This is a genomic window from Thermohalobacter berrensis (assembly GCF_003609645.1).
Lineage (GTDB): Bacteria > Bacillota > Clostridia > Tissierellales > Thermohalobacteraceae > Thermohalobacter > Thermohalobacter berrensis.
Genome location: NZ_MCIB01000036.1, coordinates 23,819 through 50,195, shown reverse-complemented (window position 1 = coordinate 50,195; position 26,377 = coordinate 23,819). Strand labels below are relative to the sequence as shown.

Below are 26,377 nucleotides of genomic sequence, written 5' to 3'. Positions count from 1 at the left end.
CCCTTATTCCTTATATATAGCGTCTACAGGACATTTTTGAACACAAGCCCCACATTTAATACAAACATCCTGATGGATTTTAAATGGAGGTTTTTTATGCTCTCCTGTAATAGCATTTACAGGACACACCCTTGCACAAATCCCACATGCAACACATTTTTCTTCAGAAATTACTACTTTTAATAGTTCATTACATACCTTTGCAGGACATCTCTTTTCCTTTACATGTGTTATATATTCATCTCTAAAGTATTGTAAGGTACTTAGTACTGGATTTGGGGCTGTCTGTCCTAAACCACACAATGAAGAATCCTTAATGTCATAGCATAGATTTTCTAGTATTTCTAAATCTTCCATTTCTCCTTTTCCACTTGTAATCTTTTGGAGAATTTCTAACAGTCGCTTGGTACCTACCCTACATGGAACACATTTTCCACATGATTCATCATGGGCAAACTCTAAATAAAATCGTGCTATATCAACCATGCAATCCGTCTGATCCATAACAATCATTCCACCAGAGCCCATCATTGAGCCTATGTCTGCTAATGATTCATAATCTACTTCTGTAGTTAATAAGTCAGATGGTATACAACCCCCTGAAGGTCCTCCTGTTTGAAGGGCCTTAAATTCCTTGTTATCGTGAATTCCACCGCCAATATCATATATTATTGTCTTTAACTTTGTTCCCATAGGTACTTCAATTAATCCTGTATTGTTAATTTGGCCAGCTAAAGCAAAGACCTTTGTACCTTTACTTCCCTCCGTTCCAATACTTGAATACCAATCTGCTCCTTTTCTTAAAATTATTGGAATATTAGCATATGTTTCAACATTATTGTTTAATGTAGGTTGTTCCCAAAGCCCAACTTCTGCAGGGAAAGGTGGTCTTGGTCTTGGTTCACCCCTTAAACCCATAGTTGATTGGATAAGGGCTGTTTCCTCTCCACATACAAAAGCTCCAGCTCCTAATCTTATGTCTAAATCAAAGTCAAATGAAGATCCAAGTATATTTTTTCCTAAAAGTCCCATTTTTTTAGCTTGGTCTAAAGCTTTTTCAATTCTATTTAATGCTGCCTCATATTCAGCCCTTACATATATATATCCCTTATGTGCACCTATACAGTATCCAGCTATAATCATAGCCTCTATTACACTATGGGGATCTCCTTCTAATATTGAACGGTCCATAAATGCCCCAGGGTCACCTTCATCAGCATTGCAAAGTACAAATTTTTTATCACTTTCATATGCAGATGCATACTCCCATTTTTTTCCTGTTAAAAATCCTCCCCCTCCTCTTCCTCGTAAACCAGACTGTTTAATTTCTTCAATTATAACTTTAGGATCTGTTTTATTTACCAAAATATCAGCTAAAGCCATATATCCATCCATTGCTATATATTCAGTTATATCCTCTGGGTTTATTACTCCACAATTTCTAAGTGCTATACGGTTTTGATAATCAAAAAAATCTACTTCATCTATTGTTTTTTGAACTTCATTTGTTTTAGGTGACCTATAAAATAGTCTCTCCACTGGTTGACCTTTTTCTATATGCATTTCTAGTATTTCATCAACATCTTTAGGATCTACCTTTGTATAAAAGGTTCTATCTGGATGAACTACCACTATAGGACCTAATTTGCATAAACCAAAACAACCTGTTTTAAATACTTTTACTTTTTCTTGTAGTTTTCTCTTTTTTATTTCTTTATCTAATTTTTTATGTACTGAATTACTTCTTGAGGAAATACATCCAGCCCCTGTACAAACTAATATGTGATATTTATTTATCTCCTTTTCTACATTTTCTTCTTTAAAACGCAACTTCATATTATTATAGGTTTCTTCTCTTACTCTTACTAAATCATCTTTAGAGTTTAACTGCTGTAATTTCAATTTTTCACCTCCTCTTTCTCTGGAACATGAGCCTTCTTATGGGTTTTAATATACTTATATAAAATTGATGGTATATCAGCTGGAGTTAGTCTTCCGTAAACATCATCATTTATCGTAATAACAGGTGCTAGACCACAGGCACCAATACATCTAGTTGTTTTTAAAGTAAAAAGTTTATCCATGGTAGTTTCCCCTTCTTTTATTTGCAATTCATCCTTTATAGCATCTAAAACTTCATGTGCTCCCTTTACATAACATGCAGTTCCTGTACACACACTTATTGTATATTTACCTTGTGGTTCTTGATAAAACAAAGAATAGAAAGTCACTATACCGTTTACCGTAGAAATTGGGATATCTAACCTTTCCGATATGTATGATTGAACTTTCATTGGTAAATAGCCAAAAATATCCTGAGCCTTTTGTAAAATCCTAATTAGCATACCTTCCTCTTCTTTGTATTTCTCAATCACTTGGTCTAACTTTTTAAAATTTTCTTCCTCATGCTTTTCAATCCTTATTCCCACAAACTCACCCTCTTTCTGGAAAAAAGATAATTTAAATTCAATTCTATTATGCTCGAATGTATAATTGATTATTCTGAGAAGTAGAGGGATTATAAGCATTAAAAAAGATGGTCTATTGTAAGACCATCTTTTTTAATGCCTAATTTTAGGTAACTGGATATGCTTTATTTTTTTAAGTTTAAATAAAAGCTTGTTACTTAATAAAGTTATACTAGGTAAAAAATAAAGGTAAAAACTATATGGAATAAAACTTGAATCTATTGATAGGGTAGCTGCTGGTATTGCTCCTGCAACATTCCAAGGAATTAGAGCTGCCATAACTACTACTGTATTTTCAATATCAATAGCCAGGTCATATTTATTTAACCCTCTTTCATCATATATCTTCTTTAAAAGTTGATAGGTGAGTATAATAGCAAGGGTCTGTGTACAACCAAAAGAAGATGTTATTATACTAGTAAATAATATTGCCGCAAAAACTCCATATTTATTACTAACCTTATATATAAACCCTTCTAATTCCTTTAATAAATTAGTACCTTCAAATATACCTGCATATGCTGTAGAAATAAGTACAATAATAGAGGCCTTTAACATAGAAACAACTCCGCCACCTTTTAATATTGCCTGAAGCTGCGCAGCTTCTTCTAGACTAAATCCAAATATAATATACTTTATTACATCTAAAATACTTCTATTTTGTACAAAAACAGCTATAATAATACCTGATAAAATACTTATAAACATTGATATTTTAATATCTATTCTCAATAAAATCAAAAAAATTATAACTACAACTGGGATAAGTACAATAATGTCAATATTAAAAATATTTATTATCTCGGAACTAATCATATTACCCTTAATTATAAGAGGATTTTCTAATGATAAAATAATAAAGGCTATTAGAGTTATTATTAAAGGTATAATAGTTGTTTTAAACATTAATTTGATATTTCTATAAATTTTTGTTTCAGTAAGTGTAGCTACTAACATGGCACTAGATGACATTGGAGAACATCTATCTCCAAAATAGGCACCAGATATAATTGCACCACCTACTAGACTGAGATTTATATCTCCCGTTTTGGCCATAATCATAAGTACAACCCCAATTGTACCTACAACACCAAAGGCAGTTCCTAAAAGCAATGAAACTATTGCACTTAATATAAAGGCAGAAAGAATAAAATAATTAAAATTAATCATTTCTAATCCATGATATACAATGAAAGGGATAGTTCCTGAAGCCATCCAAACAGAAATAATTGCCCCTATAAGCATAAATATTCTAACAATAAGTAATGCTTTTTTAGATCCATTTATACTAAATTTAACTAATTCTTTAAATTTAAACCCCCGTTTTATTCCTACTAAATATAATATAAATAATCCTGCTATCAATAGGTAAGCTAAAAAAGTTCCTTTATAGGAGCCGTATAATAGTAAGGAAAATATTAAAATTAATCCTAATATTAAGTCCACTAAATCACCTCTAGAATATTAATTATGCATTTAAAATTCATTATTATTGTATAATATTTTAGAAAACTTACAATAGTTAAAATTTAATCTAGGAAATTTCTTATTTAAAAAGCGAGCAAATCTCGCTTCCGCTAGGGGAACCTTAAATATATTATTTATCTTTATTTCATCAATTTGTTTAAATATACTTTCTTAGACAATAAAAGTTTATATATAAATAGGAAAGGTGGCTGAAAAATCAGCCACCTTTCCTATTTAAATGTACAGCCATCACATTCGGAACAGCTTTTTAATAGAATTTTAAAACATCGGGGACATCTAATAGCTTCTAAGTCTTTTATTTCAAAACCACATTGGGGACATATCCTCTTTTTTTCCTTTTGATTACATTTCATTTAATCACCTTCTAGGCTAATAATGGCAGTATTTTCGCTACAACACCACCTGCAACAAATGCAATTATCCAACTTCCAAACCAAATTGCTAGAGCTTCCTTCCAGCTTCTTTCTTTTATCATAATCATCATAGCTGCAATACAAGGTACAAATAATGTAATTGTAACTAGTGATACTACTGTTTGAGCTGGAGTCATTGCTAAATCTGTTAATCCAGCTGCACCAAAGTCACGTCTAACTATACCCATTATGAAGGCTGTTGCAGCTTCTTTAGGTAATTCTAGCCAGCCTACAGTAATTGGTGCTACTGCATTCTGAATAGCAGTTAACATTCCAAACTCTTGCATTAATGTTATTACTATTGCTCCTATAGCAAATATAGGACCTGCCTCTTTAATAAATGACTTAGACTTTATATATGTTTTTCTTAATACGTTGCTAACCCTTGGTAATCTTAATGGTGGTAAATCTATTAATAAATCAGTTGTTTCCCCTGGCATTACCTTGTTTAATAATGTTCCTACTAATACATAGATTATAAATATTGCTGCAACATAAATAATGAAGAATTTAGCCCCTAAAGGTGCTATTAATCCTGCGATTACACCTAACTGAGCTGAACAAGGTATTGCTAAACCTAATAGGAATACTGCAATTATTTTTTCCCTCTTAGACCCTAATAAGCGTGTTGTTATTGTAGCCATTGTAACACAACCAAAACCTAATAACATTGGAATAATTGCCCTTCCGTTTAAGCCTAATGAAGTTAGAACTCTATCTACCAAAGCAGCAATACGAGGCATATAGCCTGAGTCTTCTAATATTGATAAGAATAAGTAGAAACCAATAACTAAAGGTAATAATAATCCAAATGTATAAGTAATTGCCATAGTAAGTAATCCAAATTCACCTATTAGTAGTTGTCCAAATAATGAAGATGGTTCTACTACATTTCCAACTACCCTTCTAATAAAAGGCTCATACATTTCTAAAAATATTGTTTCTTCTGTAATACCTACAACTGTCTGTGCAACAAAAACACCTACAAATTCATATAATCCATATAGGGCTAACAATAACATAGGAATACCTGTTATAGGGTTAACCATCATTCTACCTAATGTAGTTTTAAAGTTTGTTCCCTCTGTTGTTTCTTTTACTACATTATCAACAATTTTATTTACTCTTTCTCTTCTGTCCTTATAAATTTTTTCCCTATGATTTATTGGTTTTAATCCATATTTTTCAGTTACGTGAGGATCCCCTTCAAGGATTAGTAATGCTTCAGGTTGATTACCCGCCTTTTTCTTAATATCTTCTAATTCTTCTGTAAGGGTTAAACTACTATTTCCTATCTTAGCTTTATTAATGGACTTTTTAACTTCTTCTAAGCCTTCACCTTTTGGTGCAACAGTAGGAATTACCGGTACACCTAGTTCTTTACTAAGTTTTGAAACATTAATATCTAATCCATTTTTCTTAGCATCATCCATCATGTTTAATGCAACAATTACTGGTATACCCATATCAATAATTTGTTGTGTTAGGAAAAGGTCACGCTCTAAATGAACTGCATCTACTATGTTTACTACAATATCAGCTGAAGCTATAACATCCCTTGCAACAATTTCTTCATCATTAAACGATGAAACTCCGTATACCCCTGGTGTATCTATTACATAGTAATCTCCAAATTTTCCTGTACTAATATCTAAAGTAGTACCTGGATAATTAGATACATCTACATATATACCTGTAAATGAGTTAAAGAAAATTGACTTCCCTACATTAGGATTTCCTGCTAGAACGACTTTTTTAGAATTTTCAGGTATATCTATCTTATGGCTTATATTACAGCAATCCATACTTTTACCTCCTTAATCTTTTGTTCATCTAGTTTTTATCCAATGTTTTTTATTTTTATTTTATTTGCTAAGTTTCTACCAACAGCAATTTCTTGAAGATTTCTCTTTACAATTACAGGTCCTCCTGGTACCTTTTCAGCACAAGACACAGTAGCACCCTCAGATATCCCAAATCTTAAGGCAAATGCTCTTGTTTTTTCATCTGGTATATAAGTTATTTGGAATTTATCTCCTCTTTTAACATCTGCTAATGTCATACTATTACCTCCCAAATATTTTAGTAATGAGAATCATTATCAACATCAGCTAAAAAAATTACTTTTATGTATGCTGATTTAAATTTCATCCGTCTATTGAAAACAATTATCATTTTCTCTATCCTTATTATATATAATCGTTTTTTATTTGTCAATAAGTTTTTTAAAAAAGGGTCTGAGATTAACAGTTTATACACATTTATTAACATATTTTTACTATTAATTATATTCTATAAATCATCTTTTTTTACAAAAAAACATTCGCTATTTTTAGCGAATGCATATTTTGTAACCAAAAAATAATTACTTTTTAGTTATTCTCCATATTACTCCTGTATTTGGTATAAATCCATGATAGCCATTTGCATGGTCGTGATCCATCATACCAAAATCCGCTACATACATACAATCATCTGGACCAAAGACCACATCAATAGGTCTTTCTAATCCTCCTCCATCTGTATATGAAGCTGCTCCAAATGACTTATTTATTGCAAATGTACTTACTTTTCCAGTTTCCATATCTATCTTAGAAATCCTATGTCCAACATAAGGCATTGGTTTACCACCTGTAGTTCTAGGGGCTTCACTTCCAAATTCCGCTATATAAACATCACCAACCTCTCCAAATAGAGGATTATAATTAAAATCAAATCCCATAATAGCAGAATGAGGTTCAAAAATTGCTAAAGGTTTTGGTGGCTCCATTGGATGTTGAGCTAATAGGAATGAAGGTTGTGGCTCATTCTCTGGCTTAAATATCGGTAAAGTTACTGGTAATCCCCCTGTGTAATCTGGCCAACCATACCATGCTCCATACTTTATAACATAAAAGGAATCAGGTGAGTTAGCAACTGGCCTACTACCCCTAACATCCATTCCATGGTCAGTTGAAAATAAACAACCATTTCTATCAAATTTCATTCTAAAGGGGTTTCTTAACCCCCATGCTACTAATTCTAAATCTGAACCATCTGGATTTGCCCTTAATACACTTCCACTTGCTTTTACAACACCCTTTACTATTTCTCCACTATATGATGGTACTCCAAAAGGCGAATAACTACCAGTGCATGCTGAATCCCTTTGTGCCTTTGTAAGGAAATTTTCTGTTTTATAATTTTTTCCTAGAAGCATAACTGTAGAGCCAGGATAATCATGAAAAAAAGGATGCCTTTTTACCCATGATGAATTATCCATTCCCACTACTCCCGAATTTGTAGCTGTACCTTGACCAAAATACATTTTTCCATCATGTCCAAAAACTACTCTATTGTTATGATGATCTCCCCAACTTGGAAGTCCTTCTATAATGTTTTCTTTAGTACCATCTGGCTTAATTATAGTAATGTAACCCCTATGAGAAACATAAATATTCCCTTCATGATAGGTTATTCCAGTAAGTGGAGGATTAAATCCTTCAGCTATTACCTCAAAACCATGGGAGGTTAATTTTAAAACTTTTCCATTTCCTGAAGTAACTCCAGCATCTGCAACAAGCATTTCGTCTTCATCTGTAAATATTATGTTAATTGGTGTTGTTAGGCCTTCTTTAAAGACTTCAATTTCATATCCTTCTGGTAAATTAATGTCTTCAGGGTCTAACTTTCTTTTAACCTCTAATAGATCTTTTTTTTCCTTTTCCACATTATTCACCTTCAATTAATTTTTTATATTAATATATTCAAAATCATTATAATTCGTGTATCTCATAAGTCTTTATAAATTCCCATTTAGAATATATGTAACATAACTATATAAAAAGAAGTTAAGGGGTGAACATATGGTAAGAACAAAGTTTTTAACATATGGAGGTATTCTTACTTGTCTAGCTGCAGTATTTCAGATAATTCCAGCTATATTAGGAGAAATATTTATTTTTATGACAATATTTAGTGCATTCCCTATATATTTTATAAGTCGATTAAGTCCAAAACTCGGTTTAATTGCCTATATAACGACTTTTTTTCTTGTTCTTTTGGTAAGTTTTCACGAAGCTATTTTTTTCCTTTTTACCAATGGGGCTTTAGGGATTTCCCTAGGAATATTTAGGTGTCATACTAGTAATAAAGTTATTGTATCTATTTTATCAGCATTAACTTTAACCCTATCTTTATCTATATTAAACTTCATAATAGGCATTCAAGTATTTGGATTCTCTATACCTGGAATACTGCTAGTCCAAGTATGCCTTATATATTCTTTCTCATTAGTTTATTGTTCTTTATATTTAAAAGTATCAGATGTTATTTTTGATTTAATTATAAAAGTTGTTAATGCCACATAACAAATATAAGCTGATGTCATATGCCATCAGCTTATATTTGTTATCTCCAAGACATCTTGTCCTTAAATATTTGATACAAATACTCCATCTCAGGATATGATTTTTCCTTTAATATTTTCATTATTCTATCTCTTCTTTCAATCATATTATTATAATGGTAAACAATTGCAAGGGTTGAAAGTACATCTAAATTATCGGGGGCAATTTTATGTGCTATTTTTATATATTCTAAAGCCTTGTCATCTTTATATCTTTGTAATTCAGTTAAAGCCATATTACAATATGCCAAAACATCCCTAGGATTTATATTTAAAGCTTTATTACAATACTCTATTGCTTTATCATATTCTTCAAGTTTTCTGTATAATACACCAAGTCCATTATAAGCCTTACTTGAATAGGGATTTATAGAAATGACTTTTAAAAAGGCCTTTTCTGAATCTTCATCTCTATCCATTAAAAAATATATATTACCTAGAAATATCCAAACATGCTCATTACTTGGCTCACTTTTTAAAAAAGCTAAAACCTTTTCTTCACATTCTTCTAAATTTCCCTTTTCATAATCTAATTTAATCTCCCTTAATAACTGTTTCTTACTCTTTTTATTATTTGATATATAAAATGAAGAAACTTTATAGAATCCTATCATAAATACTACGAAAGACAAAACTATCATAATTATAGTAGCAGATACCTCACCCACGTTATTTCTTAAAGTTATTAACACATAACCTTCCCACAGTACTGGTGTTTTACCAATAGTCAAAAAGGTTACAACTATACTAGTAATAATGAGTAATATCCCAAAAAGCATTTTAGCTCCCCTTTTAAAGATTAATAATTACTTTATAATAAAAAATAGCAGAATAAATTAACTGTATACAGCTAATTTATTCTACTATTTTAAAAAAAGTGCATGTTTTAACAAAGTTATTATAATTACTTCCTATCGAAAAAGATATTTTTACCTTTAGCAGATAAAGGAATTCCATAGACTATTTCTACATCTTCTCCTAATAAATTTAATTCTATAGCAGCCTTTCCTGCGCTAAACATTATTCGATTATCTGCTCTATCATTAGCTGATATACTTACAGCAGAACCTATAGCTATCCCTAAGTCACCTACATCAAATGCGCAAATTCCTCCATTTTGGTTCTTACCCTCACAATTTTCAAATCCACAAAATCCGCAGTATGGAACACCTCTTGATTTTAACTTAGTTCCTATTAATACAATTACAGAGGCCTGTCTTACATTTTCTGCATCTCTGGCAAAAAAGCCCACATTTTCCCTTTCAGCTATTTCCTCCATTTTTTCAGCCAATTTTTCTTTATCATTATCTGTCAATATTGCAGTAACAATATTATCAATTCCTTTGCCCTTTGGAGCAGTACGTGCAGCAACACACATTTTTTCAGCAGTGCTTATAAGTGCTTTTTTCTCTGCTTCATCACTTCTATATATCATATTGAAGTCCCCCTTTTTAAGTTTTCATATATATTTTACAATATTATATTTTAATTTTAAAACTATAAATTTTTTACAAAAAATAACTTTGGTAATTTACATAAAAAATAGAAGACTAATTAATATTATCTATTCATATACTATTAGTAGAGGTGGTTCAATGAACAAAGATAAGCATGTTCTTCCTAACACAAAAGATACTTTTGCTAATAGAATAAGAAGGGAAGCAAAAGAAGAAAAATTCGATATTCCTAGAAAAATAATCTATGGTCCTAATAATGAACCTCTAGTTAATGTTAACATGGAAGTTAGTGAAGAACTTAACTTAGATAAATAAAAAAATAAACACATTTATACAAAGCAGCCTTTGGGCTGCTTTATATTCTTTTAACTATATATATTTATTATGGATAAGGTATAACACTTTTTGTATATTAACTTATAAGATTTGAACCAATATTTCTCAAATATCTATTCTCCAATATACTTAGCATATAGACTTTTAGCCTCTATTGGATTTTCTGTTCCTTTTACTATAACTCTGCCGTCAGGAAAAATAGTTAAGATAAAGTTTTTTATTTTTAAACGTAACAAAAACTTATTGTACTCTACTTTTCCGACCCTTTCTAAAACTTCCGCCATTTCTTTTATATCTAAATTCTTTTTCTTATGTGGAATTATTTGTATAGCATTTTTTCCACAAAGAAAACTTGTAGTGGGTAATTTATTGTTTAAAAATTTAAACCTTCTTTGATGGCAAGAAGGGCAATTTTCTTTAAATTCCACCCTTATTACATCCCATTCTAACGGCCATAAACTTATTGTTAAAAGCCCTTTAAAAAAATTGTCATCCTTTAATAAAATTTTTATAGCTTCTAAAGACTGAATATTCCCTATAATACCTGTGGTAGAATTTAAAATTCCTAAAGTATCACATGTTTGTGTATGACCTGCGAAAGGAGCATCATTCATTAAACACCTTAAGCATGGTGTTTTACCTGGAATTATATTCATAGTCATTCCCGTATCCGCTACAGCTCCACCATATATCCATGGTATATTGTTTTTAATAGCTATATCATTTATTAAAAATCTAGTTGTAAAATTATCAGTACCATCTAATATGATATCAGCTCCCTTAATTATATCTTTGTAAGTCCTTGGATTAAAATCTTCAATAACCGCCTTTAATGTAACTTCCGAATTAATATCTTTTAAATGTTTTATAGCTGCTTCAGCTTTGGGAAGTTTTTTTCTAACATCTTCTTCCCTGTATAAAACCTGTCTTTGGAGATTACTTAATTCTAAATAGTCTCTATCGACTATTGTTATATGTCCAACTCCAGCCCTTACTAAATTATTAGCTATAACCGATCCCAATGCTCCAGCTCCCACAATAACCACTTTTGAGGTTTTAAGAGTTTCTTGTCCTTTTTTACCTATTTTGTCAAACAATATTTGTTTTACATATCTTTCATTCAAAATAATCTCCCCCTGCATTTTATTTTTTAATTTTGGATTTTAATTAAATTATTAGTCAAACAGTTGTTATAAAATCTTATAATTTAAAGTTACTCTTTATTAATAAAAGTTGATTTATTTTTTATTTCAAAATAAAAGTTTTATTCTATTATATCTCACAATTTATTAACTTTTTTAAATCCTTAAACATTTTATCAATTTTTTGCAAAATAATGTTAGATTTCAAAAAAAATTGGTATAAATTAAAATGGAAAATAAATAATATAGGAGGGATTATGATGAACACTAATGAAGCAGTTTTAGATGCATTAAAAAATTCAGACAAGCCATTAAAAACAGCTGAAATAGCTGAAGCTACAGGAATAGATAAAAAGGAAGTAAGTAAAGCTATAAAAGCCTTAAAGAAAGAAGAAAAGGTAATATCTCCTAAAAGATGTTATTATGCTATTAATGAATAAAACTTACTTACATAAAAGGTATCTACCAACTTTGTAGATACCTTTTATTTTTTAATAAAACTTCTTGCAGAATATGATAAATATTGATAGAATTATATCGAAATTCGATATCGTATTTAGTTTTCATTAGGGGTGTTTGTAATGAAAAACAAAATTCTCAGGAAATTATTTTTAGGATTTATTCAGATTCATATATTACATCATGCAAAAGAAGAACCTTTTTATGGTTCTTGGATGATAGAAGAACTTCAAGAGCATGGTTATGATATTAGTCCAGGTACCCTTTATCCTCTACTACATAGGCTTGAATCAAATGGTCTATTAGAAAAAGAAAAAAGAATAGTTGATGGTAAAGTTAGAAAGTATTATAAAATTACTGATAATGGTCTAAAAGTTTTAGAAGAAGCAAAAGTAAAGGCGTTAGAACTTTTTAATGAAATCAAGGATTAGTTAAAGGGGGTTTTTTTGTGTTCCATTTAAAAGAAGTAAAATATAAAGATATTCTCAATATTGAAAATCTGATTATACCAGAATATAAAGTTACTTGCATTGTAGGTGAAAGTGGCAGTGGGAAAACTACACTTTTAAAGTTATTAAATAAGATAATAAGTTATGATAGTGGAGAAATATATTATAAAAATAAACCATTAAGTCAAATAGATTCTATTGCACACAGACGAAATGTTGTTATGTTACCACAATCACCTGCTATTTTTAATGGTAGTATAAAAGATAATTTACTTATAGGTTTAAAATTTGCTGAAAAACCAATAGTATCTGATAACAAGCTAACTGAAATATTGGAGTTTATAAACTTAAATAAGAAGTTAAATGAAAATGCCCAGAAGCTATCCGGTGGTGAAAAGCAGAGGCTAGCCCTAGGGCGAATTTTACTTTTAAATCCAGAGGTGTTTTTGTTGGATGAACCCTCTTCTGCATTAGATGATGAAACCGAGGAAATAATTATTAAAAAGCTAGTTGAATATACAAAATCTAATAACAAAACACTTATAATGGTAACCCATTCAAAAAAGGTTGCTAAAGATTTTGGAGATAATATTATTGAAGTTAAAAAGGGAAAAATAATCAATTAAAGGAGGTGTAAGCATGAATTCAATAATTAATCTACAAATATATCAAATGGCTTTAGCCTATGTCTTTATAGTAATTTTATTATTTATAGTAAAATTTAGGGGAATTGCTAGAGAAAAAGAGATTTTAATTTCTACTTTACGAATGACACTTCAATTAATTTTGACAGGTTATATTCTTGTTTATGTACTTAATAATAAAAATCCATTATATACGATACTTATTATAATAATTATGGAAATTTTCGCTATACATAATATTTTTAAAAGAGTTAAGGTTAAACTCTCTAATAGAATTAAAAAAATTATTGCTATATCAATGATATTAGGCACTTTATCAAGTATCCTGTATTTCTTACTAGTAGTTATTAATATTAACCCTTGGTATGATCCTAGATACTTTATTCCTATTGCAGGAATGTTAATTGGTAATTCAATGACTGGTATATCCCTTGGTGTAAGTAGGCTAGTAGATGGAATGAATTCACAAAAACATCTTATTGAGTCAGCTTTAATGCTTGGTGCAACACCTAAAATGGCCTCAAAGAAAATCGTTAATAATGCATTTGATTCTGCCATACTTCCAACTATTAACTCAATGATTGGAATGGGAATAGTGTTTTTGCCAGGAATGATGACAGGTCAAATACTATCTGGAATATCACCTGTTACTGCAATTGAATATCAAATAGCTATTATGCTTGGAATCCTTGGCAGTGTTTCTTTAACAGTAATATTATTTGTTCAATTAGGATATAGAACCTTTTTTAATGACCAAAGTCAATTAATACTTGATGAATAAATGAAAAGGTCAGGTTCAAAATTTTAAACCTGACCTTTTGTATCTTTTAAACTCATAAAAATTGTAACAGCCATTAAAACAGCTACAACTGTCAAAATAATCCATACAAATTTTAAACCTAAATTCCTAACTATTTTCAATATATTCCTTGATTAATTTTAATCCTACTTTATAATAATCTGGTGCTCGTTTATTTGCCCAACTACATATATTTAAACCAGTATATAATCTATAAAAATCTCTTTTTTTAATTATTCTTTCATCATCAATCTTCAGATACTTTTGGTATCCTTTTCTAAAAGCTTTAGCATATCTTATGTTTCTATCAAGTAAGCTAAAATATAAATTAATTAATTCTTTATCTTTGTCACAAGGTAAGCCTTGTTCAAAATCAATTATTGCTTCTAACCTCCATTTATTTTGATTTTTATAAACCATAACATTTCTTTCATCAAAATCATTATGACAAAGCCTCGGCTCTATATTATCTTTTAATATGCTTAATCTACTTATTAATAGGTCTGCTCCTTTTCTATGCAATTCCTTGTTAGGTAAATCCTGTGTAAGTAATTCCTTTAATACACTTGCTAATCTCTTTTTAAAAAAGGAATAGTAATCTGTATACTTATCAATACTATTGCAATTTTCATCCCAATTACCAAAATACTTAAAAGTACCTATACTATGAATTTTCCCTAATTCTTCTCCCATTTGTTCATATATATAACATAAATCCTTTTCAGATATTGTATTTAATACCTTTTCTAATACTTCACCTTTTATATGTTCTAGTAATACCCATTCAGTTCCATCCTCTAAAACTCCATAATCAATTAATTTTGGACAGGCAACATCGTAATTAGCAAGTAGCTTCAAGCAAGCAATTTCCCTATTACATCTATTCTTTTTACAGTACAATTTAAAAACACAATTATTACCATTTGTATCTTCTACATAGTAGACTAAATGCCTTTTAAGATGATGATTACCTATAGGTTTTATATTTATATCTTTTTTAGTTATTCCTTTAATAATCTCTTTTATTTGACTTTCATCATACTTAAACATACTAAAAATTCCCTTCAATTATTTAATTAAGCTTAGTTATTAACTTTTCAAACCTTCTTTATTAGGTAATTTACCATTTTAATTTAATAATTCTACAATTATTTATAAATCCCTTTATGGTTAAATTTATATACTATTGAAATAAAAAAATAACTAAGTCAGGGAATTTTATCCTAACTCAGTTATTTCTTTAAATACAATATATTAAATTGCTATATATCTACTCCTTCTTTATAAGTTGAAATATTTAAATTCCCTTGAAAATCCATAGATGCATAAAAAATTTCTTTATAACTATTAAAACCTTTGGTTTTCATTTTCTCTAATATGTCCTGTTTTGTTGTGTTTAGCAAGTTAATATTCTTTTCTTGCAATTCTCCATCTAAAATAACAGTTAACGCCAAGTTACCGGATTTTGGTTGTATGTTCATGTCATTAATAGTAACAGTCTCATTTTGAACTTTTTTTAGAATAGACAAATTACCACTAGGCTCAATAATACCGTATTGAACTTTACTAATATCAAAAATTCCATTTTCCCTTAACATCATTAGAATATCATCTATTGCATAATTTATTTTTTTAATATTTTTATAAATAAGTTTTCCATCCTTTATAATTATTGTAGGTTCAAATGTTAGTAACTTCTTTGCTTTTTTATTTTTAAGAATAAGTATGCTAATAATTCTTTGAAAAAATGCCAAAACAACTACTGCAAAAGCAGTAGGAAGATGTTTGATTCTAGGATCTGCAATATCAGCACCAACAACTGATCCCATGACAACAATTGATAAAAAATCAAATACTGGCAACTCACCAATTGGTCTTTTTCCCATTATAAATAAAGTTACAAATAATAAAAGAAGCATAATAGTAATTATTCTAAATAATATGATAAGATATTCTTCCAATGAAATCACCTTTCTATATTTCTAATATCTTTAATATTTTTTCTATTTAAAATATAATTATTCAAATGATTAAGTTTGATAAAAAACAAGTCAGGGGACCGGATCTAACCAGTCCCCTGACTTATAATACTTTATTGTTATTCTACTTTATACTTTTATTTTCTAATAAGAATCTTTCTGCTTCTAACGACCATAGTCCATTATTTTTCTTAACAATTTGTGCAAGTTCTGCAAAGAAGTCATCAGTTTTTCCCTTTTCTTCAAAATCCTCTATAGCAGTTAATTCCATATCAACATGTGTATATATTAATTTTTTACCCCCAGGGATATTAGGCAAATTAAGTGTTGTATCTTTAACACTGTTTAAGCCTCCAACATGTGTAATCATAACGGCTGGATTAATTAATCCTTTACTTGTCATTTCCAAAGATTCCTTTAAATCATCTGTGTTTCCTCCACTTGTTCCTACTATATGTGTTGAAGCATAGTGTACATTATAGAAGTTTAGTTCTGCAGAAAAGTTTTTATCAGTTGGCCCTGCAAAAAAGTTTAGACATCCATCTTTGGCTAATATTTTATCTGCATCTTCTATAAGTGGTTCCACTGGAGCATAGACAAATACATCATCATATCCTTCTCCACCTGTAAGTGAGCGTAAATATTCACTTACATTATCTATATCTTTAGTATTTACATACTTTAGTTCTACTCCATTTTTTCTAGCATCTTCTTCAGTTAAAATTGAGCGTGCCCTTTCTAATCTTTCTTCGTCAATATCTGTTACAACTAGCATTTTTGGTTTCCTATCACGGTGAATTGCATAGTCAATAGCTCCTAGCCCCATTGGTCCTGCAGCTCCAAGTAATGCCATGTTTCCTCCTTCTTTTACATCCATAAAATGTTCATACACTCCAGCCTTAGTGTGGTAGTTTGCATGGAAAGCTCCTATTATACAGGACATAGGTTCTGCTAATGATGCTTCATAAAAAGCATCTCCATCATAATTTAATAAGCATCCAAGTTCCATTACTTCATTAGGAATTATAATATATGTTGCATTTCCTCCAAAATATTTATATGAATACCCTGGAGAATATGGTTTTCCTTTATAGTTTAAAGCCGGCTGTAATGCAAATTTACTACCTTCTTTAAATTGATCTTTCCATTTAGCTCCTACCTTTACTATTTCACCTGCAAATTCATGGCCAGTAATAATTGGATTTTCTGCAATATCTTCAGGTACCCTCTTATGTTTTGTACCTTGTATAACAGCCTTATATGTTGACATACATATACTATTTGATACTACTTTTGCTAATATTTCATCTTCTTTTATTTCTGGTAACTCAAATTCTTCTAGTCTTAAATCATTTTTGGCATATAATCTTACTGCCCTTGTTTTCATATTTACCTCTCCCCTTTTTATTATTTTTCTATTAAATGTATTTAAATTTTACTTTGTTTTCTAAGCTTCTTATAGTTTCAATACTTCCCGGTTGTGTTCCCTCAGTCATTACACTAGCAGTACTAGTTGCTGACGCTAGTTTTATAATCCCTTCAAATGGATAATTTTTATCTATAGCTAAAGCTAATGCAGCAACCATTGAATCTCCTGCCCCTACTGTACTCTTAACATCAACCTTCATTCCTTCTACTAATGCGGCCTTATCTTTAGTTATAAACAAGGAACCATCTTTACCAAGTGAAACAACAATATATTCTATTCCATATTTGAAAATATCTTTTGTTACATCTACAACTTTCTTGTAACTATCTAGTCTCTTACCAAATAATTCTTCTAACTCATGAATATTTGGTTTTACTAAATATGGTCCTGCTTTTATACCCTCACTTAATAATTTTTTAGAAGTATCTAATATGCACTTTACTCCCTTTTCCTTTGCTTTTTCTATTAAAAATTTATATATATCTATATCAACATTTTGAGGAACACTTCCCGAAAAAACTGCTACTGAATCTTCAGGTATAATATCAACTATTTTTTCCTTTATCCTTCTTAGGTCTTTATCTTCAATAAATGGCCCCTTTTCATTTATTTCAGTTGTAACTTGATTTTTAATATCTACAACTTTTATATTTGTTCTTGTTTCTCCATTAACCATTATAAAGTCGTTTTGAATACCTAATTTATCTAATTCTTGTTTTATAAACTCACCTGAATTACCAGCAAAAATGCCTATTGCCTTACTTTCTCCACCTAATGCCTTTATTACCTTTGAAACATTTATTCCTTTTCCTGCAGCATCTACCCTAGTAGATGTAACCCTGTTTACAGAGCCAATATTAAATTCATTTGTTGTAATAGTTTTATCTATAGCTGGATTTAATGTAATTGTAGTAATCATATTCATTCCTCCAAACCTTTTTATTTCTAGTTAGATGTAAATACTTCATATACTGTATCTACATTATTTGTCTTTACAAGCTTTTGTACGATATCATTATCATCTAACACAGTCGCCAGATTTGACAGTATTTGTAAATGCTCTTTTCCTTTACCAGCTATCCCTATTACTAAGTAAGCAGTATTTCCATCACCAAAATCAACTCCATTAGGAAACTGTAATACTACAATTCCAGATTTATTTACATTTTCTTTTGAAGATTCCGTACCATGTGGAATTGCAATTCCCTTTCCTATATATGTTGTTAGTTTCTCTTCCCTTTCTTTCATATCATCTATATAATCTGAACTTACATATCCACCATCTACAAGTAACTGACCAGCTATTTTAATTGCTTCATACTTATCTACACTCTCAAGTTGTAATTTTATATTTTCTTTCTTTAATACATTGTTATCACTTTCTTTTTTATCTGTATTATCAGTTTCTCCCCCCTTATTTCTTTTCAATTTACTAATCAATTCATCATATACCGGACTATTTATAAAGTCATCTATTGAAATATGTTCAGCATTAGGGGCTACTACTTTTGCCCTCTCTGTTAAACTCTTATGACTTATTACTATATCTGCATCACTTGGTATTTCTTCTATGGAACTATTTACAACTTCTATATCTAATCCATTTTTATTTATCCTATTTCTTAATCTTGATGCTCCCATTGCACTTGAACCCATTCCTGCATCACATGCAAATACTATTTTATTTACATTATCTGCTTTCTTTATCTCTACTTTTTTATCTTCCTTTTTATTTTTTAATTCTTTTACCCTTTCCTTTGCCTTATCTAGGTCTTCTTCTGTTCCTGATCTCTTAATGAAGAAGGATGCTACTAAGAATGATACTGTTGCTGATACTATTACACCTAATATTACTGGTATAAATCCTCCCTTTGGTGTCATTGCTAGTAATGCAAATATACTTCCTGGTGATGGTGTTGCCACTAATCCTGCTCCTAATATGCTAAATGTAAATACTCCACTTGCTCCTCCTGCTATTACTGCTAGTACTAATATTGGCTTCATTAACACATATGGGAAATATATTTCGTGAATTCCTCCTAAAAAGTGGATTATTATTGCTCCTGGTGCTGATTGTTTTGACATACCCTTACTAAATACCCAATATGCTAATAATATTCCTAGTCCTGGTCCTGGATTTGTCTCTAATAAGAAGAAGATTGATTTTCCTATCTCCTTTGCTTCCTGTAATCCTAATGGACTTAATACTCCATGGTTTATTGCATTGTTTAGAAATAATATCTTTCCTGGTTCAATAAATAATGATGCTAGTGGTAATAATCCTGCATTTACTATTACCTCTACCCCTGCCTTTAAGGCATTATTTAATCCTAATACTAATGGTCCTATTCCTAAGTATGCTAATATTGCTAATACCATACCCATAATTCCTGCTGAAAAATTATTTATTAACATCTCAAACCCTTCGGGTATTTTTCCTTCTATTGCTTTATCAAATTTCTTTATTACATATCCTCCTAATGGTCCCATTATCATTGCTCCAATAAACATTGGGATATCTACTCCAACTACTACTCCCATTGTTGCTACTGCTCCTATTACTCCTCCTCTTATTCCTGATACAAGCTTTCCTCCTGTATATCCTATAAGTAGTGGTAATAGGTATAATATCATTGGTCCTACTAGACTGGAAAGTTTTTCATTTGGTACCCAACCTGTTGGTATAAATAAAGCTGTAATCAATCCCCAAGCAATGAATGCTCCTATATTTGGCATAACCATTCCACTTAAGAATCTTCCAAATCTCTGTATCTTTACCCTTACTCCTTCTTGAGAAGTTTGGTTAACAACATCTGTCTTCATTGTTATTCCTCCCATTTAATATGTTTCTGAATACTTGCAATATTTAGATGTTTCTAGCTTTAGCTGAATAAAAATTATTTAATAATTTACTAAATTCTTCGTAAATTTCATCTTTACCCTTAGATATTAATATTTCAGTTAGATACTCATTTTCAACTAAAGCTCTACTAATTTCACTTATTACTTCTAAACTTGCTTTACTACTTTCCTTTGGTGCAATTAGTATTAAAGCTGTACTGATTTCTTGATTAGTTAAATTATTATTAATTTTATTTTTTAGCTTTACAACCCCACAACTTATTTCTTTTACTACTTTTGAACGGCAGTGTAATAATATTATTTTTTTATCTTTTAGAATAGTGTGTCCTTGTTTTTCTCTCGCCTTTAGTTTATCAGCTAATACCTTTTTATGGTCTTCTTCAATCATAAGTTGGCTAACAAATTCAATCAGTTCTTCTATGCTATTAACACAAACATTATCCTTGAAATAAAAGTTATTTAAAAGTTGTAATATTGAATCACTATATTCCCTTATTAATTTCATGTTGTTTTTAAAACTAGAAGTTGACTTAGGTTTAGATTTACGAGGTTTTTTTCGCATTTTTCTGATCTTGTCAACTTTTCTTAATTTTCCTTCTATTTTGAGTTTATCTTCATCAGTAAGAAAGGGAGTTACTACCACTGTATCAACTTGTTCATTTTCTATGTTAGTTGTCGATATTATTAATTCGATATTATTATCACTTAGCCAATTATTGTCTAATTCAATATTTGATACAACATCTATAATTTTTATACTTTTAAATTCTCTTTCTAATCTAGCAGCTAACATTTTTGAGGTTCCTATACCACTTGCACAGACAACTACTACATTATATAGTGCTTCTTTCTGAGAAACATTCCCTTCAATTACTGCACCTAAATGCATAGCTATATATCCTATTTCTGATTCAGGTATTTTTACATTATATTTTTCTTCTAAAACTTTGGCACTTTTAGTACTAATCTCAAATATTTCTGGATAGTTTTCCTTTATTTCTTCAAGTAAAGGATTTCTTATACTTAGATTTAATTTTAGACGATTTATTGCTGGTATAAGATGAGTTACTAAATCTAATAAAAGCCTATCATTGTATCTTAAAATATATCCTGTTTCATTCTCTACAACTTTTAACATTTCTTTAGCAATTTTAATTAATTCAAATTTTTGAATAACTTCTTCTTCAATCTTGTCCGAATTATATATTTTAGCTCCCCTTAAATGCATTGTAATATATCCTATTTCATCTTCTGGTATATTAACTTTAAAAGTTTCTGTAATTTTTTCAGCTAATAGTTTTGCAAAGTTAAATTCACTTGTTGATTTTAATTCCTCTAAAATTTCTTTATTTATTATAATTTTTTCGTTATTTTTTATCCTCTGTACTGCTAAAGCAAGATGAACTACTAAACCCACAAATGCACTATCTGTTAATTTTCGTCCCATTTTATTTTCTATACTTTGTACTATATCTTCAATCTTCATAGTTGTCTGTTTATCTATTAAGTTAAATAGTCTATTACGGACATTTACTTCTATTTTGTTTTGAGTATCTATTGAACCCTCTACTTTTTTATTTAAAATATGAATTAATTGGTCTATATCTAAATTTTCATATAATAAGTCAATTAAAGCTTGTCTAAAGTCTTCTTCCTTTCCTTCTACATAAACCCCAAATCCAGGTTTTCGAATTAATTTTAAGTTATGTTTTTCAAACCAGCCTTCAATTTTATCCAAATCTTTAGTTATGGTACCACTAGTAACATTAAACATAGATTTAAAGTAATATAATTTAACTGGTTCTTTCATCTTTAATAATTCATTAATTAATATGAATTGTCTTTCTTGAGGAGTATAACTTTTCTCTATATTTTCTTGCTTTAATAATTCCTTCATTCGAGCTCTATTCTCTAAAGTTTCATCTAATTGCAATCCTACTCCTGGTTTTTTTATAAGCTTAAATCCATTTTCCTTAATCCATTTCTCTATTTTAGGCATTTCCCTTAATATAGTTCTAGAACTTACTCCAATTTTTTTTGCTATTTCCTTAATTGTCAAAGTATCTGATGCATCAGCCAACATTAAAAGAATAGATTTTGCCCTAGAGCTTAACTTAAGGTTAATTTGAATACACCTCCTACTTAATTAAAAGCAGCTCTCTATAAAGATTAACGACATTTTTAAATAATATATCTTTGTTACTTTTATTGTAACACCGTTCTTTTCAGTAATTCAATGAAAAGATAATTCTATTTGTCTGTTATAAATAGTGACATTATTAAATTTTAAAAAGGAAAACAGCAAGAACCTTTTCTTGCTGTTTTCCTTTATGTTTATTTTTTTAATCTATCAATCAATTCATCATATACCGGACTATTTATAAAGTCATCTATTGAAATATGTTCAGCGTTAGGGGCTACCACTTTTGCCCTCTCTGTTAAACTCTTATGACTTATTACTATATCTGCATCACTTGGTATTTCTTCTATTGAACTATTTACTACCTCTATATCTAATCCATTTTTATTTATCCTATTTCTTAATCTTGATGCTCCCATTGCACTTGAACCCATTCCTGCATCACATGCAAATACTATTTTATTTACATTATCTGCTTTCTTTATCTCTATTTTCTTATCTTCCTTTTTATTTTTTAATTCTTTTACCCTTTCCTTTGCCTTATCTAGGTCTTCTTCTGTTCCTGATCTCTTAATGAAGAAGGATGCTACTAAGAATGATACTGTTGCTGATACTATTACACCTAATATTACTGGTATAAATCCTCCCTTTGGTGTCATTGCTAGTAATGCAAATATACTTCCTGGTGATGGTGTTGCCACTAACCCTGCTCCTAATATGCTAAATGTAAATACTCCACTTGCTCCTCCTGCTATTACTGCTAGTACTAATATTGGCTTCATTAACACATATGGGAAATATATTTCATGAATTCCTCCTAAAAAGTGAATTATTATTGCTCCCGGTGCTGACTGTTTTGACATACCCTTACTAAATACCCAGTATGCTAATAATATTCCTAGTCCTGGTCCTGGATTTGTCTCTAATAAGAAGAAGATTGATTTTCCTATCTCCTTTGCTTCCTGTAATCCTAATGGACTTAATACTCCATGGTTTATTGCATTGTTTAGAAATAATATCTTTCCTGGTTCAATAAATAATGATGCTAGTGGTAATAATCCTGCATTTACTATTACCTCTACCCCTGCCTTTAAGGCATTATTTAATCCTAATACTAATGGTCCTATTCCTAAGTATGCTAATATTGCTAATACCATACCCATAATTCCTGCTGAAAAATTATTTATTAACATCTCAAACCCTTCGGGTATTTTTCCTTCTATTGCTTTATCAAATTTCTTTATTACATATCCTCCCAATGGTCCCATTATCATTGCTCCAATAAACATTGGGATATCTACTCCAACTACTACTCCCATTGTTGCTACTGCTCCTATTACTCCTCCTCTTATTCCTGATACAAGCTTTCCTCCTGTATATCCTATAAGTAGTGGTAATAGGTATAATATCATTGGTCCTACTAGACTGGAAAGTTTTTCATTTGGTACCCAACCTGTTGGTATAAATAAAGCTGTAATCAATCCCCAAGCAATGAATGCTCCTATATTTGGCATAACCATTCCACTTAAGAATCTTCCAAATCTCTGTATCTTTACCCTTACTCCTTCTTGAGAAACCGTTTTTTCTGCTCTTAGATTTGTACTCATATTGTCCCTCCTTTTTTATTTTGTCACTAATTAGTTAGTGACATTTTTGTTAATATTTTTTATTTTCTGATAATTAAATTATATGTTGAAATTTCAACGTTTTCAAGGAATAGATAAACTGCAAATGTCACGATTAAATGGTGACATTTTTAAATTAAAATAAAAAACTACAAAAAAATAAAAGCACCTAGAATAAATCTAGGTGCTTTCCTTTTATTCAACTGTAACTGATTTAGCCAAGTTCCTTGGCTTATCAATACTACAACCTCTATTAACAGCTACATAGTAAGCTAATAATTGAAGAGGTATAACTGCTAATACAGAAGTTAATTCATCTATTACATCTGGAATATATAGAACACTATCAACATATTTTTCTATTTCTTTGTGTTCCTCTTGTGTAACTGCTATAACGTAAGCTCCTCTTGCTTTTACTTCTTTTATATTGCTAAGTGCCTTTTCATATGTTTTACTTTGAGTAATAGTTGCTATAACTGGAGTACCATCTTCTATTAAAGCAAGTGTTCCATGTTTTAACTCACCTGCTGGAAGTGCTTCTGAGTGAGCATAGGATATTTCTTTTAATTTTAACGAAGCTTCCCTTGATACATCATAATCCATTCCTCTACCAATGTAGAATACATGTTCATTTTTATATATCTTTTCTGTAATTTCTTCAATTAAATCTGTATTATCTAATATTGATTGAGCTTTTCTAGGAAGCTCTACTATTTCTTTAATTATTTCATCATATTTTTCCTTTGATATTGTTCCTTTCTTCTCAGCCATATAAAGTGAAACTAAAGCTAATAAAACAAGTTGAGTAGTATGTGCTTTTGTTGATGCAACAGCAATTTCAGGCCCTGCCCACGTATATAATACATCATCTGCTTCTCTTGATATTGAGCTTCCTACTACATTTGTTACTGCTAAAACCCTTGCTCCTTTTTCTTTAGCTAGTTTTAAAGCTGCAAGTGTATCTGCAGTTTCTCCTGACTGACTAACAACTATCATAAGAGTATTTTCATCAATTAATGGTTCACCATATCTAAATTCAGATGCAATATCAACAACCACTGGTATATTTAAATATCTTTCTATCAATGTTTTGCTTATTAAACCTGCATGATATGCAGTTCCACAAGCCACTACATATACTTTATTAAATTTATCTATATCTTCCTTAGTTAAGCTAACATCATCAAGTTTAATTTTCCCATCTTTTGTTACTCTAGGAGATATAGTATCTTTAATTGCCTTTGGCTGTTCATATATTTCCTTAAGCATAAAATGGTCGTATCCGCCTTTTTCTGCAGCTTCAACGTCCCAGTTTACCACATATACTTCCTTTTCAACTGGTGTTCCGTCAGTTTTCATGATTGATACCTTATCTTTTTCTACTATTGCCATTTCTCCGTCTTCTAGGATATATACTTTTCTAGTATGCTTTAATATTGCTGGTATATCTGATGCTATAAAGTTTTCCTTTTCACCTAAACCAACTATTAGTGGACTATCTTTTCTTACAGCAACTAATTTGTCTGGATTTTCTTTACTTATAACGCCTAATGCATAGGCTCCCTCTAATCTTGAAACTGCTTTTCTTACTGCATCAATTAAATCTCCTTCATAGTAAGAATGAACTAAATGTGAAATAACCTCAGTATCTGTATCTGAAACAAAGTTATATCCCTTTTCCTGTAATTCTTCTTTAATTTCTAGATAATTTTCAATAATTCCATTATGAACTACAGCTATATTTCCTGTAGTATCAGTATGAGGGTGTGAGTTTACATCTGATGGTTCCCCGTGAGTTGCCCATCTAGTATGACCTATACCTATTGTTCCATCTATTTTATTACCATTAAGTTTTTCTTTTAATACTGAAAGTCTTCCTTTGCATTTCTTTACATTAAGTTGTCCATTGTTTAAAACTGCTACTCCAGCAGAATCATATCCTCTATACTCAAGTTTTTCTAATCCTTCTAATAATATATCAGTAGCTATTCTATCTCCTATATAACCAACTATTCCGCACATTTTCCTTACTCCTTCCAGTCAAATTTATATATTTATATTACATTACGATTATTTTCTAATTCAAAAAATGGAAAATTTAATACCACCCGACTCCCTTTGTCCCCGTAATCGCTTACGGGTTTTGTGGAATCTTTAAGGGTAGTGGCAATACCCCAGGGCCATCCGCCGAATACTCGATAAGCCCCGTCCCTCGTCAACTTAAAGGCTTAATACCTTTAAGTCCTGGCGCTTTAATTTGCTATATTCAGTTGTTATTTAGTTGTCTCCCCATTTTCTTA

General features: G+C 30.2%; 24 protein-coding genes. 6 read left to right on the top strand and 18 right to left on the bottom strand.

Going from position 1 to position 26,377, the window contains the following annotated elements; genetic code table 11:
* Positions 1-3: 3 nt before the first annotated feature.
* The 7 genes from BET03_RS10990 to BET03_RS10965 all read right to left on the bottom strand — a co-directional run bounded on the left by BET03_RS10990 (position 4) and on the right by BET03_RS10965 (position 8,078).
* Positions 4-1,836 (bottom strand): NADH-quinone oxidoreductase subunit NuoF, encoded by a 1,833-nt coding sequence (locus BET03_RS10990; RefSeq protein ID WP_183108846.1) that lies wholly within the window; start codon positions 1,834-1,836, stop codon positions 4-6.
* Positions 1,837-1,898: 62 nt separating this feature from the next.
* On the bottom strand, positions 1,899-2,429 hold the full coding sequence (nuoE, locus tag BET03_RS10985) for an NADH-quinone oxidoreductase subunit NuoE (RefSeq protein WP_120170284.1): 531 nt from the start codon (positions 2,427-2,429) through the stop codon (positions 1,899-1,901).
* 132 nt (positions 2,430-2,561) lie between these two features.
* On the bottom strand, positions 2,562-3,914 hold the full coding sequence (locus BET03_RS10980; protein ID WP_120170282.1) for a Na+/H+ antiporter NhaC family protein: 1,353 nt from the start codon (positions 3,912-3,914) through the stop codon (positions 2,562-2,564).
* 251 nt (positions 3,915-4,165) lie between these two features.
* Positions 4,166-4,309 carry a hypothetical protein gene (locus tag BET03_RS13710; RefSeq protein ID WP_183108839.1) on the bottom strand — a complete coding sequence of 48 codons (144 nt, stop codon included), beginning with the start codon at positions 4,307-4,309 and terminating at the stop codon, positions 4,166-4,168.
* A gap of 11 nt (positions 4,310-4,320) precedes the next feature.
* The gene (feoB, locus tag BET03_RS10975) at positions 4,321-6,174 is read right to left on the bottom strand and encodes a ferrous iron transport protein B (RefSeq protein WP_120170280.1); all 1,854 of its coding nucleotides are present in this window, start codon (positions 6,172-6,174) and stop codon (positions 4,321-4,323) included.
* A 35-nt stretch (positions 6,175-6,209) separates the two neighbouring features.
* Positions 6,210-6,431 carry a FeoA family protein gene (locus BET03_RS10970; RefSeq protein WP_120170278.1) on the bottom strand — a complete coding sequence of 74 codons (222 nt, stop codon included), beginning with the start codon at positions 6,429-6,431 and terminating at the stop codon, positions 6,210-6,212.
* Positions 6,432-6,734: 303 nt separating this feature from the next.
* The gene (locus BET03_RS10965) at positions 6,735-8,078 is read right to left on the bottom strand and encodes a PQQ-dependent sugar dehydrogenase (protein WP_120170276.1); all 1,344 of its coding nucleotides are present in this window, start codon (positions 8,076-8,078) and stop codon (positions 6,735-6,737) included.
* Positions 8,079-8,214: 136 nt separating this feature from the next.
* On the opposite strand from BET03_RS10965, the gene BET03_RS10960 reads away from it, so the two are divergent.
* Entirely contained in the window at positions 8,215-8,718 is a 504-nt protein-coding gene (locus BET03_RS10960) for a hypothetical protein (protein WP_120170274.1), read from the top strand.
* A 40-nt stretch (positions 8,719-8,758) separates the two neighbouring features.
* Here the strand turns inward: BET03_RS10960 and BET03_RS10955 are convergent, their stop codons facing one another.
* Positions 8,759-9,535 carry a tetratricopeptide repeat protein gene (locus tag BET03_RS10955; protein WP_120170272.1) on the bottom strand — a complete coding sequence of 259 codons (777 nt, stop codon included), beginning with the start codon at positions 9,533-9,535 and terminating at the stop codon, positions 8,759-8,761.
* Positions 9,536-9,660: 125 nt separating this feature from the next.
* Positions 9,661-10,191, bottom strand: coding sequence for a ferredoxin domain-containing protein (locus BET03_RS10950; RefSeq protein WP_120170270.1), 531 nt, complete (start codon positions 10,189-10,191; stop codon positions 9,661-9,663).
* 160 nt (positions 10,192-10,351) lie between these two features.
* Between BET03_RS10950 and BET03_RS13705 the strand changes: the two genes are divergently transcribed.
* On the top strand, positions 10,352-10,528 hold the full coding sequence (locus tag BET03_RS13705; protein WP_183108838.1) for a hypothetical protein: 177 nt from the start codon (positions 10,352-10,354) through the stop codon (positions 10,526-10,528).
* Positions 10,529-10,662: 134 nt separating this feature from the next.
* Here the strand turns inward: BET03_RS13705 and BET03_RS10945 are convergent, their stop codons facing one another.
* Complete coding sequence (locus BET03_RS10945) at positions 10,663-11,673, bottom strand: ThiF family adenylyltransferase (RefSeq protein WP_183108837.1); 1,011 nt, start codon at positions 11,671-11,673, stop codon at positions 10,663-10,665.
* Positions 11,674-11,951: 278 nt separating this feature from the next.
* On the opposite strand from BET03_RS10945, the gene BET03_RS10940 reads away from it, so the two are divergent.
* The 4 genes from BET03_RS10940 (at position 11,952) to BET03_RS10925 (ending at position 14,024) form a co-directional block, all read left to right on the top strand.
* Entirely contained in the window at positions 11,952-12,131 is a 180-nt protein-coding gene (locus tag BET03_RS10940; RefSeq protein WP_120170266.1) for a helix-turn-helix domain-containing protein, read from the top strand.
* Between the two features lie 141 nt (positions 12,132-12,272).
* Complete coding sequence (locus tag BET03_RS10935) at positions 12,273-12,581, top strand: PadR family transcriptional regulator (RefSeq protein WP_120170264.1); 309 nt, start codon at positions 12,273-12,275, stop codon at positions 12,579-12,581.
* Between the two features lie 17 nt (positions 12,582-12,598).
* Positions 12,599-13,225 (top strand): ABC transporter ATP-binding protein, encoded by a 627-nt coding sequence (locus tag BET03_RS10930; protein WP_120170262.1) that lies wholly within the window; start codon positions 12,599-12,601, stop codon positions 13,223-13,225.
* A gap of 13 nt (positions 13,226-13,238) precedes the next feature.
* Positions 13,239-14,024: an ABC transporter permease gene (locus tag BET03_RS10925; RefSeq protein WP_120170260.1), complete on the top strand. Its 786-nt coding sequence runs from the start codon at positions 13,239-13,241 to the stop codon at positions 14,022-14,024.
* Positions 14,025-14,150: 126 nt separating this feature from the next.
* Here BET03_RS10925 and BET03_RS10920 read toward each other — a convergent pair whose 3' ends face one another.
* The 8 genes from BET03_RS10920 to glmS form a co-directional block, all read right to left on the bottom strand.
* The gene (locus tag BET03_RS10920) at positions 14,151-15,092 is read right to left on the bottom strand and encodes an aminoglycoside phosphotransferase family protein (protein WP_120170258.1); all 942 of its coding nucleotides are present in this window, start codon (positions 15,090-15,092) and stop codon (positions 14,151-14,153) included.
* Positions 15,093-15,304: 212 nt separating this feature from the next.
* Entirely contained in the window at positions 15,305-15,961 is a 657-nt protein-coding gene (locus tag BET03_RS10915; RefSeq protein ID WP_243096926.1) for a DUF421 domain-containing protein, read from the bottom strand.
* 184 nt (positions 15,962-16,145) lie between these two features.
* On the bottom strand, positions 16,146-17,408 hold the full coding sequence (locus BET03_RS10910) for a zinc-binding dehydrogenase (protein WP_120170254.1): 1,263 nt from the start codon (positions 17,406-17,408) through the stop codon (positions 16,146-16,148).
* Positions 17,409-17,439: 31 nt separating this feature from the next.
* A complete protein-coding gene (gene pfkB, locus BET03_RS10905) occupies positions 17,440-18,369 on the bottom strand; it encodes a 1-phosphofructokinase (protein WP_120170252.1) in 930 nt (309 codons plus the stop codon).
* 26 nt (positions 18,370-18,395) lie between these two features.
* The gene (locus tag BET03_RS10900) at positions 18,396-20,273 is read right to left on the bottom strand and encodes a PTS mannitol transporter subunit IICBA (RefSeq protein WP_243096925.1); all 1,878 of its coding nucleotides are present in this window, start codon (positions 20,271-20,273) and stop codon (positions 18,396-18,398) included.
* A gap of 43 nt (positions 20,274-20,316) precedes the next feature.
* The gene (locus BET03_RS10895) at positions 20,317-22,404 is read right to left on the bottom strand and encodes a BglG family transcription antiterminator (protein WP_279230392.1); all 2,088 of its coding nucleotides are present in this window, start codon (positions 22,402-22,404) and stop codon (positions 20,317-20,319) included.
* Between the two features lie 242 nt (positions 22,405-22,646).
* A complete protein-coding gene (locus tag BET03_RS10890) occupies positions 22,647-24,059 on the bottom strand; it encodes a PTS mannitol transporter subunit IIBC (RefSeq protein WP_120170246.1) in 1,413 nt (470 codons plus the stop codon).
* Between the two features lie 213 nt (positions 24,060-24,272).
* On the bottom strand, positions 24,273-26,099 hold the full coding sequence (glmS, locus tag BET03_RS10885; RefSeq protein WP_120170244.1) for a glutamine--fructose-6-phosphate transaminase (isomerizing): 1,827 nt from the start codon (positions 26,097-26,099) through the stop codon (positions 24,273-24,275).
* Positions 26,100-26,377: the final 278 nt, after the last annotated feature.